The sequence below is a fragment of the Pseudomonas sp. UBA6315 genome, assembly GCF_002438125.1.
Taxonomy (GTDB): domain Bacteria; phylum Pseudomonadota; class Gammaproteobacteria; order Pseudomonadales; family Pseudomonadaceae; genus Aquipseudomonas; species Aquipseudomonas faucium.
On sequence record NZ_DJTF01000096.1, the window covers coordinates 47,451 to 60,618 of the forward strand.

The 13,168-nt window shown below is 65.8% G+C and carries 11 protein-coding genes and 1 pseudogene; 3 read left to right on the forward strand and 9 right to left on the reverse strand.

Translation table 11 applies throughout. From position 1 onward, the window contains the following. Window positions 1-94: 94 nt before the first annotated feature. The 4 genes and pseudogenes from B3E94_RS25590 to B3E94_RS12470 form a co-directional block, all read right to left on the reverse strand. Window positions 95-1,216: pseudogene (locus B3E94_RS25590) on the reverse strand (HAMP domain-containing protein); the annotation flags it as partial. A gap of 147 nt (window positions 1,217-1,363) precedes the next feature. Further along, the gene (gene ampE, locus B3E94_RS12460) at window positions 1,364-2,194 is read right to left on the reverse strand and encodes a regulatory signaling modulator protein AmpE (RefSeq protein WP_286913729.1); all 831 of its coding nucleotides are present in this window, start codon (window positions 2,192-2,194) and stop codon (window positions 1,364-1,366) included. After that, the gene (ampD, locus tag B3E94_RS12465) at window positions 2,191-2,763 is read right to left on the reverse strand and encodes a 1,6-anhydro-N-acetylmuramyl-L-alanine amidase AmpD (protein ID WP_176516855.1); all 573 of its coding nucleotides are present in this window, start codon (window positions 2,761-2,763) and stop codon (window positions 2,191-2,193) included. Before ampD ends, ampE begins: the two co-directional genes overlap by 4 nt. 99 nt (window positions 2,764-2,862) lie before the next feature. After that, window positions 2,863-5,019, reverse strand: a complete 2,157-nt coding sequence (locus B3E94_RS12470; RefSeq protein ID WP_286913730.1) for a DUF1631 domain-containing protein — start codon at window positions 5,017-5,019, stop codon at window positions 2,863-2,865. Window positions 5,020-5,260: 241 nt separating this feature from the next. On the opposite strand from B3E94_RS12470, the gene nadC reads away from it, so the two are divergent. After that, window positions 5,261-6,109 (forward strand): carboxylating nicotinate-nucleotide diphosphorylase, encoded by an 849-nt coding sequence (nadC, locus tag B3E94_RS12475; RefSeq protein ID WP_286913731.1) that lies wholly within the window; start codon window positions 5,261-5,263, stop codon window positions 6,107-6,109. A gap of 66 nt (window positions 6,110-6,175) precedes the next feature. Here nadC and trxB read toward each other — a convergent pair whose 3' ends face one another. Continuing rightward, a complete protein-coding gene (gene trxB, locus B3E94_RS12480; RefSeq protein WP_286913732.1) occupies window positions 6,176-7,138 on the reverse strand; it encodes a thioredoxin-disulfide reductase in 963 nt (320 codons plus the stop codon). 334 nt (window positions 7,139-7,472) lie between these two features. Between trxB and cysZ the strand changes: the two genes are divergently transcribed. Continuing rightward, window positions 7,473-8,201: a sulfate transporter CysZ gene (gene cysZ / locus B3E94_RS12485; protein WP_286913733.1), complete on the forward strand. Its 729-nt coding sequence runs from the start codon at window positions 7,473-7,475 to the stop codon at window positions 8,199-8,201. A gap of 56 nt (window positions 8,202-8,257) precedes the next feature. Here the strand turns inward: cysZ and B3E94_RS12490 are convergent, their stop codons facing one another. Then, entirely contained in the window at window positions 8,258-9,574 is a 1,317-nt protein-coding gene (locus B3E94_RS12490) for a methyl-accepting chemotaxis protein (RefSeq protein ID WP_286913734.1), read from the reverse strand. Window positions 9,575-9,752: 178 nt separating this feature from the next. On the opposite strand from B3E94_RS12490, the gene B3E94_RS12495 reads away from it, so the two are divergent. Continuing rightward, the gene (locus B3E94_RS12495; protein ID WP_236237857.1) at window positions 9,753-10,967 is read left to right on the forward strand and encodes a glycosyltransferase family 4 protein; all 1,215 of its coding nucleotides are present in this window, start codon (window positions 9,753-9,755) and stop codon (window positions 10,965-10,967) included. On the opposite strand, the gene B3E94_RS12500 is transcribed toward B3E94_RS12495, so the two are convergent. The 3 genes from B3E94_RS12500 to B3E94_RS12510 all read right to left on the reverse strand — a co-directional run. Next, window positions 10,936-12,039 (reverse strand): NADH:flavin oxidoreductase, encoded by a 1,104-nt coding sequence (locus B3E94_RS12500; RefSeq protein ID WP_286913736.1) that lies wholly within the window; start codon window positions 12,037-12,039, stop codon window positions 10,936-10,938. The genes B3E94_RS12495 and B3E94_RS12500 overlap by 32 nt on opposite strands. A 159-nt stretch (window positions 12,040-12,198) precedes the next feature. Next, window positions 12,199-12,681 (reverse strand): glutathione peroxidase, encoded by a 483-nt coding sequence (locus tag B3E94_RS12505; protein WP_176516837.1) that lies wholly within the window; start codon window positions 12,679-12,681, stop codon window positions 12,199-12,201. A gap of 145 nt (window positions 12,682-12,826) precedes the next feature. Continuing rightward, window positions 12,827-13,168 (reverse strand): FKBP-type peptidyl-prolyl cis-trans isomerase (locus tag B3E94_RS12510; RefSeq protein ID WP_286913738.1); only part of this gene is annotated, 342 nt, incomplete at its 5' end.

Below are 13,168 nucleotides of genomic sequence, written 5' to 3' on the forward strand. Positions count from 1 at the left end.
TGCTGCGCGTCGACACCGCCAGCACCTGCCCGGCCTGCTCCTCGACCGCCACCACGGTGCGGCCGACCTGGTCGATCAGGCCGCGGATACGCTGCACGGCTTCACTGAAATCCCGGCCCAGCTCGCCCAGTTCATCACGGCTGTGGGCGTGGAAACTGACCGTCATGTCCCCCGCCGCCACCTTGCCCATGGCGCCGCCCAGCTTGCGCAGGGTGGCTCGGGTGGAGACGTAGAAGCCGCTGTAGAGGTAGACGATCAGGGCAAACACACCCGCCAGCAGCGTGACCAGGGCAATCATGCGCCAGCGCTGCTCGCCCAGGCGCTGTTGCAGTTGCCCCTGCAGATGGCCAACCACTGCCTCATTGAGGCGGTAGGTCTGGGCCATCAGCTCGCTCACCTGCTGGTAGAAGGCGGGCCAGGGCGCATCCAGGGTTTCAGCCACCACCACGCGGTCCTCGAACAAGGCCGCCGCTTGCTTGACGGTCGCCTCGCTGGCCTGCGCCGCGCTGCCCAGGGCAGCCTTGGCGGCCGGGTCGGCGGCCAGCGCGTCGTCCAGGCGCATGGCGTAATCCACGGCCAGGCGTTCCAGGCGTTGCAGCAAATCTTCGAAACGGGCACTGCCGGAGGAGTCGATGAACCCCCGGCCCAACGCCGCGGCCCCCAGCGCACGCCCCTCGCCCAGGCTCTGGGTGACTTGCGCCGTTGCCACGCCAATCAACTCGCTCAGCTGGCGCACCGAGGCCTGGCTGTCCTGGCTCAGCCCCGACTGGTTGGCGACCTGCCTGCTCAACACCTGGGCCTGGGCCAGCAGCTTGTCGAACAACGCAGCCTTGCTCAGCAGGGAGGTTTCGCTGCGTGCGGCGATGAATGCGCCCGCCAGTTCTTCGAGTTTGGCCTGCGGCACGGCCTCGCCGCCCTTCAACGCGGCAAGCTGTGCCTGGACCTTGTCCTGCAGGGCCGCGATGCGCAATTCCAGGTCGACAGCCTGGCCGGACTGGCCGAGCACCACATTGATCTGCACCAGGTTGCCGAGGGTTTCCAGGTCGCCGCGCAGGGCCAGGCTGCTGCTCAGCGGGCCGATGCCCTGCAGTTCGGCGCGGGTGAACTGGAATTGCCGATAGGCATCGAGGACCAGGTAGGTGCTGGTGCCAAGCATGGGCAGGAAGAACAGGACGCTGACAAGGCTGAACTTCTGGCCGAAGCTCAGCCGGTTCATCAGTGCAATGGCCGGGTAGAGCGAACGCTTCACGGGCACCTCCAAGGATTCTTGTTGTTCTACAAGGGGTAGCACTAGGCCACCCTGTATAGCGCAGTTCGAACCGGAGGTTTGTAACTTAAGGTTAAGCGCCCCTCGCGGGAGGGCTCAGACCAGCACCGTCCACAAGGCAAAGCCGGCGTACCACAGCACGGCGCAGCGCAGCAGCAGGTCCCACAGGCTGTCCAGCCGGCCCAGGCCGCGCTGGCTCTCTTCCTGCTCAGGAATGTCGTCGGCAATTCGCCCGACCCTGGCCACCAGGTGCGCGGCGCTGATATGCCAGTTGAGCAGCTCGTGCAGCATGACCCGGGTGACCGCCAGGAAGTTGCCCACCAGGGCGAAGCTCAGGGCCAGCACCCGCACCGGCAGCCAGTCCAGCACATGGCGCAGCTGTTCGGCGCGGGCCTTGAGCGCCGGTTGGCCGCTGTGCTCGGCGGTCAACGCCAGCAGGCGATAGGCCAGTGCAGCGCCCGGGCCGAGCACGAAGTACCAGAAGATCACCGCGAAAAAGCCCTGGTAGGCCTGCCACAAGAGGTTGCCCTGTACCCGCACCAGCAAGCTGTGCGGCTCGTCGGCCGCCAGCCCCAGGTCGCGCTCGGCCACGTGCAGCGCGCCCTGCTCGTCGCCGCGCCGCCAGGCATCGCGAAACGGCCCGAGCGAGGCCTTGAAGTCGCCACGGCCGAGGCTGTAGATCAGCACCAGCAGGTGCACCGGCAGGGCCAGCAAGCCATAGGCAACCGGGTCGAGCACGTGCAGCAGCAATGCCAGCAGCGCCACCGGGGCCAGCACCAGAATGGCCAGGGTCCACCAGGGGTGCACCTTGCCGCTGCGCTCCAGGCGCACCAGCTCACCCAGGAAGAAGCCATCGCGTTGCACCTGATGGCGCAGGGCCGAGAACTTCTCGACCCACAGCGCCAGCATCAACACCAGAAAACTCATGCCTTGTCCTCGTTGTCCGTCACAGCGGCGCGGTAGCGCGGCCAATCGAATGCCGGGCCGGGGTCGGTCTTGCGCACCGGGGCGATGTCGCTGTGGCCCTGGATGCGGCGCTGGTCGATGGCCGGCCAGGCCGCCTGGATGTGCTGGGTCAGTTGCGCCAGCACGGCGTACTGGGCATCGGTGTAGGGCAAGTCATCGGTGCCTTCGAGCTCGATGCCGATGGAAAAGTCGTTGCAGCCCTCGCGCCCGTCGAAGCGTGAGACCCCGGCATGCCAGGCACGTTCGAGCAGCGACACGAACTGGGTGACGCCGCCGTCGCGCTCGACGAACAGGTGCGCCGAAACCGTCAGGTGGCTGATGCTGGCAAAGTAGGGATGTTCGTCGGGGTCGAGGCGGTTCTGGAAGAATTCCTGGACCTTGCCGCTGCCGAAACAGGCGGGCGGCAGGCTGATGTTGTGGATCACCAGCAGGGAGATCGCTTCGCCTTCGGGGCGCGCATTGAAGTTCGGCGAGGGGCAGTGGGTGATTCCGTTTCCGTGGAACCAGCCAGTGGCACGGTCCAATAGCATGGGGCAGATCCTGAAAAGCGCCGGTACAGAACGGCAGTATGCCCTGCGCAGGCTGCGCTTTGCATGTGAATCATTGTAATGCCGGTGGGCTACCAGCCTTCAGTGCACCTGCTGCTGGCGCAGGCCATCGAGCACGGCCTCCAGCGCCCGTTCGAACAGCAGCCCGTCATCCAGCAGGCGCACTTCACCCAGGCGCAGGGCCTGGGCCAGGCCGGCGCTATTCCATTCGCGCACCTTCATGCCGGTGCGGTTGGCGAATACCAGGCGGTCGCTGCTGTCGATGCGGGCCACCAGCTTACAGCGCAGCGGCTCGTCATCATCCAGCACCTCGACCCAGGCGCCGATACGCAGGCGCCGCACCATGCGCGATTGCGCGGCCTGTTCGTCGAGCGGGCGCAGCGGCGCGCAGGCCGGCTCCTCGGCGATGGCCAGGACGATTTCCTCGGCCACCCGCACCTCTGCCAATGCAGGCTCGGCATCGCCCGCCGGCCAGGGCGAAGGCGCGCACGCACGCAGGTGCAGTTGCTCCAGTTGCAGGAAGAATTCGCGCGTGGCCGCCGAATCCAGTGCCACCCCGGCCAGGCCTTCGCGCAGCGCCTTGAGCAGGCCGGGCACCTGCTGCAGCAGGGCCTGGGGCTCGGGGTGCGGGGTGATGCTGGCGAGCAGCGTATCCATGGTCGCCAGGGCGTTGCGCCACTCCTGGGAGGCTTCGCCCTGCTTGAGCAGGGCGAGCAGCAACACCTGGCTCCAGGCCTGCACCAGCATCTGCACCACCGCCTGGGGCAGCACACGCCCGTGCAGGCGCTGGTTGAGCGCCTGCTGCACCTGCTGGCGGGCCTGCAAGGTGCGGGCGCGGCCCTCTTCGGCATCGCGGGTGCGTTGTTCGAGCAGTTCGTTGCGCCGGCGCTCGTCGTGGCTGAAGGCAAGGAAGTCTTCCAGCAGCTCGGCGAACAGTGCCGGGGCTTGCGAGCCGTCATCGAGCAGGCGCTGGACGATGCGCTCGACGCGCACGTGCAGGCTGTCGCGCAGGCCTTCGCCAGCGGTGTCCCAGCCGATCGCCACGGCGGCGATCTCGTTGAGCAGGCGCCGCGCCGGGTGGCTGGCGCGGCTGAACAGGCCGTGGTCGACCAGCGCCACCTTGAGCAGCGGAATGTGCAGGCGCGCGAGCAGCGTGCGCAGGCTCGGCGGCAGGTTGTCGTCGGCCTGGATGTACTCGAACAGCAGGCCGACCAGGTTGATCATGTCTTCATCGGCGCCAGCGATGCGCCGGCGCGTGCCGCTGCGCACGCTGACCCGCAGCAGCAACTGCTCGAGCTGCTGGCCCAGCTCGAAATCATCCTCTTCGAGCGTGGCAGGCACGTAGCGCTGCAGGTGCGAGAGCAGGCGCAGGAGGTCGGCGGTATTGATCGGCTGGGCGCTGGCATGGGCTTGCAGGCGCGGCGCGATGCGCCCGCGTGTCGGCGCCAGGAGCACCTGCATCGAGGCGATGAAGGCCTGGCCGGCGCTGTCTGCGCCGATGGCCTCGTCGGCCGGCAGATTGTCGGCGATGCGCCGCGTACCCAGGCGCCGGTCGTCGGCACGCCGGCGCGGCGCCGGCTTGAGTTCGGGCAGCACGCCAGCGGCGGCCAGCAACTGGTTGGCCTCGCCATACAGCACGTCGATGTCGCGCAGCACATAACGCTCGAACAGCTTGAGCAGGATCAGCTTGACCCGCAGGCCAACGCCCAGGTTGCGCCCGGCATCGAGAAAGTAGCCGCACAGCGCGGCAGGCCCCAGCGGGTTGCGGCGCTCGCCGAAGGGCCGCTCGAGCAGGCTCTGCAAGCGCAGGCCCAGTTGCTCGAGGGCCAGCCCGTCACGCGACAGCACGCGCGCGACCATGCCCTCGACGGCCGCTTCACGTTCGCGTTGCGCCTTGTTGCCCAGGCTGTCGGCCTCGCCCAGCGGGTCGGCCTGGCCGATGCGTGCGAAGGTGTCGTAGAAGGTGTCGAGAAAGCCGCGCTCGATGCACTTGCGCTTCAGGCGCAGGTCGCGCATGGCTTCGAAGTAGAGGTTCTGGTCGTAGCGGTCGAGCGCCTTGTCGGCCATCTCGAAGAGGGTGTCGTCGGCATTGTCGAACAAGGCTTGCAGGCCCTGGCGCAATTGCAGGGCAGCCTTGTCGCGCACCTGCAGGAGCAGCACCGGAAGGCAAGGCAGAGGCGTGCGTGCCCCTCGATCGATGGCGGCCGCCAAGGGCACCACCTTGCCTTCTTTCTGCATCCCGAACTCCTTGCTGGGTAATGTGCGATGGGGCGAAGCATCGTCAAAGCTATGACGCCAAATAGTAGGCGCCATTATCGGTAAAAAAGCTGACAGCTGCCAGCATCACTTCGTAGGCGGGGTTAAAGACCTGCATTTGCCGCAAATGCTCAGACGGCCTGACCAAAGGTCAGTGGCAAGGCCGCTGTACACGCCGGCCCCCTGCCCTATAATCGCCGGCATCTTGCTTGTGGAGCCGACCATGCCGAACCTACGCCTTGCCGACCTGACCGCCGAGATCGAAGCCAACGTGCGCCGCGCGCTGCTGGAGGACATTGGCAGTGGCGACATCACCGCGCAGCTGATCCCCGCCGAGCGCCTGGCCAAGGCCACCATCATTACCCGCGAAGACTGCGTGATTGCCGGCACTGCCTGGGTCGATGCGGTGTTCCGCCAGCTCGACCCGCGGGTGGCGGTGCATTGGCAGGTGGCCGACGGCGACCGTGCCCGCGCCAACCAGGCGCTGTTCCACCTCGAAGGCCCGGCACGCTCGCTGCTCAGCGGCGAGCGCAGTGCGCTGAACTTCCTGCAGATGTTGTCGGGCGTGGCCACCCGGGCGCGGTTTCTAGCCGACATGGTGGACGGCACCCAGGTGCGCCTGCTCGACACCCGCAAGACCCTGCCTGGCCTGCGCCTGGCGCAGAAGTACGCAGTGACCTGCGGCGGTTGCGACAACCACCGCATTGGCCTGTTCGATGCCTTCCTGATCAAGGAAAACCACATCGCCGCCAGCGGTGGCGTGGCCGAGGCCGTGGCCGCAGCGCACCGCATCGCGCCGGGCAAGCCGGTGGAAATCGAGGTGGAAAGCCTGGACGAACTGCGCCAGGCGCTGGCGGCCGGGGCCGACATCATCATGCTCGATGAGCTGAGCCTGGATGAAATGCGCGAGGCGGTGCGCATCACGGCGGGCAAGGCCAAGCTCGAAGCCAGTGGCGGGGTGACCGAGAGCACCCTGCGGGTGATTGCCGAGACCGGTGTGGACTACATCTCCATTGGTGCCATGACCAAGGATGTGAAGGCAGTGGACCTGTCGATGCGCTTGAGCCTTTGAACAGGCACAGCAGAATCCACCCATGAAAAAACCGGCCAGAGGGCCGGTTTTTTCATGGGGCTTGGATCAGAACGAGGCGTTGGCCAGGCCGTCCAGGTAGCGCTCCACATCCAGCGCCGCCATGCAGCCGGCGCCTGCCGAGGTGATGGCCTGGCGGTAAACGTGGTCAGCTACGTCACCTGCGGCGAACACGCCTTCGACGTTGGTGGCGGTGGCGTTGCCTTCACGGCCGCCGTTGACCACCAGGTAGCCGTCCTTCAGGGTCAGCTGGCCTTCGAACAGCGAGGTGTTCGGGGTGTGGCCAATGGCGATGAACACGCCGTCGACCTTGATTTCTTCGCTGCTGCCGTCGTTGTTCTTCAGGCGCGCACCGGTCACGCCCATGTTGTCACCCAGCACTTCGTCCAGGGTGGCATTGAGCTTGAGCTCGATCTTGCCTTCGGCCACACGGGCGTGCAGCTTGTCGACCAGGATCTTCTCGGCGCGGAAGGTATCGCGGCGGTGCACCAGGGTCACTTTGCTGGCGATGTTGGCCAGGTACAGCGCCTCTTCCACGGCAGTGTTGCCGCCGCCGATCACGGCCACCGGCTTGTTGCGGTAGAAGAAGCCGTCGCAGGTGGCGCAGGCGGAAACGCCCTTGCCCATGAACGCTTCTTCCGATGGCAGGCCCAGGTAGCGGGCGCTGGCGCCGGTGGCGATGATCAGCGCGTCGCAGGTGTAGCTGCCGCTGTCACCCTGCAGGGTGTAGGGCTTGTTGGCCAGGTCGACGGCGTTGATGTGGTCGAAGACGATCTCGGTCTCGAAACGCTCGGCGTGTTCCTGCATGCGCTGCATCAGTGCCGGGCCGGTCAGGCCGTGGGGGTCGCCCGGCCAGTTGTCGACTTCGGTGGTGGTGGTCAGCTGGCCGCCCGCCTGCATGCCGGTGATCAGCAGCGGCTTGAGGTTGGCGCGGGCAGCATAGACCGCGGCGCTGTAACCGGCAGGGCCGGAACCGAGGATGATGACGCGCGAATGACGTACTTCAGACATGTCGAACTCCTGTCGAGCGGGCCGCAGAGGCCGGCATCGGGATACCGGGTGCGCCAGCAGGAAATTTAAAAAGGGCCCACACAGCACTTGGGGAAGGCTACAACGCGCAGGCCCAGAAAGCGGAAAGTTGAGCGCACTGTAGCGAGGTGGCAGAGATTAAGGAAATATCCTTCGACAATCCACCTCATAGGCATCGTCTATATAAGGATTTTCATCAGGGTAAAACCGCTCTATGGCATTTGTTACAGGTGGTTTCTTCATGATCACCTGCCTTTCGTCGGAGCGGCAAACTCGGTAAGGTCAGCGCGTTTTCCCTTCTGTTCGGAGCGTGTCGATGCAAGCCCCTGTCCTCTCTGGCCCCCAGTACCTGCGCGAAGGCCTGAAACTGGTGCTCAGCCCCGGTCTGCGGTTGTTCGTGCTGCTGCCGCTGGCGATCAACCTGCTGCTGTTCGGCGGCCTGGTGTACTTCGCCGGGCACCAGTTCAGCCTGTGGCTCGACGCCCTGATGCCGACCCTGCCCAGCTGGCTGAGCTTTCTCAGCTATATCCTCTGGCCGCTGTTCGTCGCCTTGCTGGTGCTGATGGTGTTCTTCACCTTCACCCTGGTGGCCAACATCATCGCCGCGCCGTTCAACGGCTTTCTGGCGGAGAAGGTCGAGGTGGTGGTGCGTGGCCAGGACAACTTCCCGGCCTTCAGCTGGGCTGAGCTGGCAGCCATGGTGCCGCGCACCCTCAGCCGCGAGATGCGCAAGCTCGGCTACTTCCTGCCACGGGCCATCGGCCTGTTCATCCTGTCGTTCATCCCGGTGGTCAATGTGATCGCCGCGCCGCTGTGGCTGATGTTCGGGGTGTGGATGATGGCCATCCAGTACATCGACTACCCGGCGGACAACAACAAGATGAGCTGGCAGGACATGCTCGCCTGGCTGCGCCAGAAGCGCTGGCAGTCGCTGGGCTTTGGCGGCATCACCTACCTGGCGCTGATGATTCCGGGGGTGAACGTGCTGATGATGCCCGCAGCGGTCGCCGGGGCTACGTTGTTCTGGGTGCGGGAACGCACCTGATAAACCCGTTTGCCCGGAAGGTCAGCGTTGTTGACCTTGCCCCCTTCGATGGCCGATCAGTGATTCAGCTGACTGGAAAACTGCCCCACCGCATCCACCACCTTCTTCGCCCCTTCCTGGATCTCGACGATCACCCCACCGGTATCCGCCGCCAGCGCCAGCCCTTGTTCGGCCTGGCGCTTGCTGGTGTCGATGATGTCCACCGCGGCCTGGGCCAGCTGCTCGTTCTGCTGCACCACCTTGGCGATTTCCTCGGTGGCGCTGCTGGTGCGTGAAGCCAGCTGGCGCACTTCGTCGGCGACCACGGCAAAGCCACGGCCCTGCTCGCCGGCGCGGGCGGCCTCGATGGCCGCGTTGAGCGCCAGCAGGTTGGTCTGGCCGGCGATGTCGCTGATGGTCTTGATGATCGCGCCAATCACTTTCGACTGCTTGTCCAGCGCCTGGATGCCTTCGGCGGCGTCCTGCATCGAGCCTTCCAGGCCGCGCATCACTTCCACGGTCTGGGTCACCACATCGGTGGCCTTGCGCGCGCTGTCGTCGGTTTCCAGCGAGGTGGTGTAGGCGATGTCGGCCGCCTGGGCCACGGCCTGTTCCTGGTTGACCTGGTCGGTGATGACGGTGGCGAACTTGACCACCTTGTACAGCACGTCATGGGCATCGAAGATCGGGTTGTAGGACGCTTCCAGCCACACCGTGCGGCCATGGGCATCGACGCGCTTGAAACGGTCGGCCACGTACTCGCCGCGGCGCAGCTTGTCCCAGAACGCCTGGTAGGCCATCGAATTGGCTTCTTCCGGTTCGCAGAATAGGCGGTGGTGCTTGCCGCGCACCTGCTCCAGGCTGTAGCCCACCGACTGCAGGAAGCGCTCGTTGGCGGTCAGCACCTGGCCTTCGAGGTTGAACTCGATCACCGCGGTGGAGCGCATCAGCGCCTTGATCAGGCTCTCGTGCTCGCGCGAGGTTTCGATGGTGCGGGTCAGGTCGCTGGAGTGCATGGAAAAATGCTTGATGCGCCCGTCACTGGTCTTCACCGGTTGCAGGATGGAGCGCAGCCAGGCCTCTTCGCCATTGCCGCGCAGCAGGCGAAACGCGCCATTGAGGTGCTCGCCACGGGTGATGGCGCTTTTCATGCGCTGGTAGAAGTCGAGCTTCTTCACGTGGGCGGGCACGATGTCTTCGATGTTGCGCCCGATCAGCTGCTTGGCACGGTACAGCATCTCTTTCTCGAAATTGCCGTTGACCTCCTCGATACGCCCCTGGGGATCGAGCTGCAGCACCAGCATTTCGCTGTCCAGGCTGCTCTTGACCTGTTCCACGGACCACAGGTCTTCACGCAGTTGCTGGATTTCTTTCTTGAGCTTGCTGTTGAACATTACCGCTCTCCCGGAGCGCATCACCTGATCGAATGCATCTTCATCGGCTGCCTGGCAGCACTTCTTGAGCAGCTTGAAAGGAAATATTCACACCGCTGAAACTGCCGGAAAGCAGGCGTCATCTGCCCGTCACATGGCTGTCACTTGTGCGCAATGCAGCGGGCGGAAACTTTTTGTCATGAATACACCTGCCCTACGCATCACCCTGGTCAGCGAGACCTTCCCACCCGAGATCAACGGGGTGGCCAATACCCTTGGCCGCCTGAGCGAGGGGCTGCGCCAGCGTGGCCATCACGTGGAGATCGTGCGGCCGCGCCAGGCGGGCGAGGCGCCTGTGGATAACGACCAGCAGCTGCTGCTCTGCCGTGGCTGGGCGCTGCCCGGCTACCCCGGCCTGCAGTGGGGCGAGGTGTCGATGCACAGTTTGCTGCGCCGCTGGCGCAAGCAGCGCCCGGATGTGCTGTACATCGCCACCGAAGGCCCGCTGGGGCTCAGCGCGCTGCGCGCAGCAAGGCGCCTGGGGGTGGCGGTGGTCAGCGGTTTCCACACCAACTTCCCACAGTATTCCGGCCAATATGGCCTGGGGCTGCTGGCGCGGCTGCTCACCCACTACCTGCGCTGGTTTCACCGGCGCACCGCCGCCACGCTGGTGCCCAGCGCCAGCCAACGCCTGGAGCTGGAACGGCGCGGCTTCGAGCGCCTGGCCCTGATGGCCCGCGGCGTCGATGCCTGCCTGTTCAGCCCGGCGCGGCGCAGCCAGGCGCTGCGCGAGGCTTGGGGGCTGGGCGCGGATGACATTGCCGTGGTGCATGTCGGGCGGCTGGCTGCGGAGAAGAACCTGGCGCTGCTGCGCCCGTGCCTGGCGGCACTGCAGAAAACTTATCCACAGCAGCGCATGCGCTTGATCGTGGTGGGTGACGGGCCGCAACGGGCGGCCCTCGAGCAGCAACTGCCAGAGGCGATTTTCTGTGGTGTGCAGCGGGGTGAGGCACTGGCTGAGCATTACGCCAGTGGCGACCTGTTCCTGTTCCCGAGCCTGACCGAAACCTTCGGCAACGTGGTGCTCGAAGCCATGGCCTCAGGCCTGGCGGTGGTCGCCTACGACGAAGCCGCCGCCGCCCAGCATATCCGCCATGGCCACAGCGGTGCCCTGGCCATGCCGGGCGACCAGGCCGCCTTCATCGATGCGGCCTGCTGGTTGCTCGAAGAAGGCGAAACCTTGCGCCGGGTGCGCCTGAACGCGCGCCAGCACGCCAGCCGCCAAGGCTGGCCGGCGATCGTCGAGCAGTTCGAAATGCACCTGAGCAACGCCTGCCACGCGCTGCCCGCCGGCAGCCAGGTGGCAGACCCTGCCCTGGCCATCAAGCCAGGGTCGCCAGCGCCTCGCGGCTGAACGGCAGCACGTCGGCCTCGCGGCCCTGGCGCACCTTCTGCGCCCATTCGGCGTCCACCAGCAAGGCCCGGCCAACGGCCACCAGGTCGAATTCCTCATCGCCCAGGCGGCGCAACAGGCCTTCCAGGCTGGCTGGCTTGGCCACCTTGTCGGTGTCGACCATGAACTGCAGGAACTCGCCATCCAGGCCCACGCTGCCCACGGTAATGGTCGGCTTGCCGGTCAGCTGGCGGGCCCAGCCGGCCAGGTTCAATGGCGAACCCTCGAACTCCGGCTCCCAGAAGCGCCGGGTGGAGCAGTGGAAGATATCCACACCCGCGTCGGCAAGCGGCTTGAGGAACGCAGCCAGCTCTTCAGGGGTTTCCACCAGGCGGGCGCTGTAGTCCTGCTGCTTCCATTGCGAGAAGCGCAAGATGATCGGGAAGTCTGGCCCTACCGCCGCTCGCACCGCCTGGATCAGCTCGATGGCGAAGCGCGAACGGCCGGCCAGGTCGCCGCCGTATTCATCGTCGCGGCGGTTGCTGGCCGCCCAGAAGAACTGGTCGATCAGGTAGCCATGGGCGCCGTGGATTTCCACGCCGTCCATGCCGATGGCCTGGGCATCGCGGGCGGCCTGGGCGAAGGCGGCGATCACTTCGCGGATATCGTCGTGGCTCATGCCGTGCACCATGACCTGGCCGTCCTTGAGCTTTTCGCTCGGCCCGTAGCCCGGCACGCTGGCGTCCGGCTCGGTGCCCAGGCGGCGCACCGCGCCCACATGCCACAGCTGCGGCACGATGCGCCCGCCTTCTGCATGCACCGCGTCGACCACCTGCTTCCAGCCGGCCAGGGCATCTTCGCCGTGGAAGCGCGGGACATTGGGGTAACCGTTGGCGGCCTTGTGCGCGACCGTGGTGCCTTCGGTGATGATCAGGCCCACGCCGGCAGCGGCGCGGCGACGGTAGTAATCGACCACGCCTGCGTGGGGCACGCCACCGGGGCAGAAGGTACGGGTCATCGGCGCCATGACGACGCGGGTCGGCAGCTCGAGTGCGCCGAGGGTGAAGGGCTGGAACAGCGGATTGGTGGACATGGGCGCTTCCGTCTGGGGAGGAAATGCGCCTGAGGTTAGGGGCAGCGGGTGGCTGAGCCCAGCATCATTGATTTGAGTGATTCTGCTGTATCGCCGGCAAGCCGGCTCCGTGCGGGAGCCGGCTTGCCGGCGACTGGGGCGCGAAGCGGCCCCACCTGCTCAGCCCAGGGCCTTCTCGATGGCCTGCACCACCGTCGGGTCATCCGGCGCCGTGCGTGGGGCAAAGCGCGCCAGCACCCGCCCATCCTTGCCTACCAGAAACTTCTCGAAGTTCCAGCTGATGTCCCCCGGGAATTCCGCCCCCTCGCCTGCCAGCAAGCGGTACAGCGCATGGCGCTGCGGGCCGTTGACCTCGAGCTTGGCGCCCAGCGGGAAGCTCACCCCGTAATTGAGGCTGCAGAATTCCTGGATGTCCTTTTCGCTGCCAGGCTCCTGGCCGGCGAACTGGTTGCAGGGCAGGCCCAGCACATTGAAGCCCTTGCCCTTGAACTGCTGCTGGAGTTTCTCCAGCGAGGCGTATTGCGGCGTCAGGCCACACTTGGAGGCGACATTGACCACCAGCACCACCTGGCCCTTGAACGGTGCCAGGGGCAGGTCCTGGCCATTCAGCGCCTTCAATGTCAGGTCGTGGAATGCACTCATGTTGAAATCCCCTCTCAGGTTCCCGGTTGCCGCAAGGGCGAATCGCGCCCACTAAAAAGGCGCTCATCCAAGCCGTGCACCTCCCTGGGGGAGGCAAGCCGGCTTGTCCGAGCGCCTGGCGACTTTCTGAGCTTAGCGCAGAAAATCAGTGGTGATGGCCACCTTCGCCATGGATGTGGCGGTGAGCGATTTCTTCTTCGCTGGCATCACGCACGTCGATGACCTTGACCTTGAAGTTCAGGCGCTGGCCAGCCAGTGGGTGGTTGCCGTCAACGGTGACGTCGTCGCCGTCGATGTCGCGGATGGTGACGATCTGCATCTGGCCGTCCGGCGCCGAGGCGTGGAACTGCATGCCGACTTCCAGCTCGTCGACACCTTCGAACAGGCTGCGGTTCAGGGTGCTGACCAGCTCGGCCAGGTATTCGCCGTAAGCGTCTTCCGGCTCGATGGCAACTTCCAGTTCGTCACCGGCTTGCTTGCCTTCCAG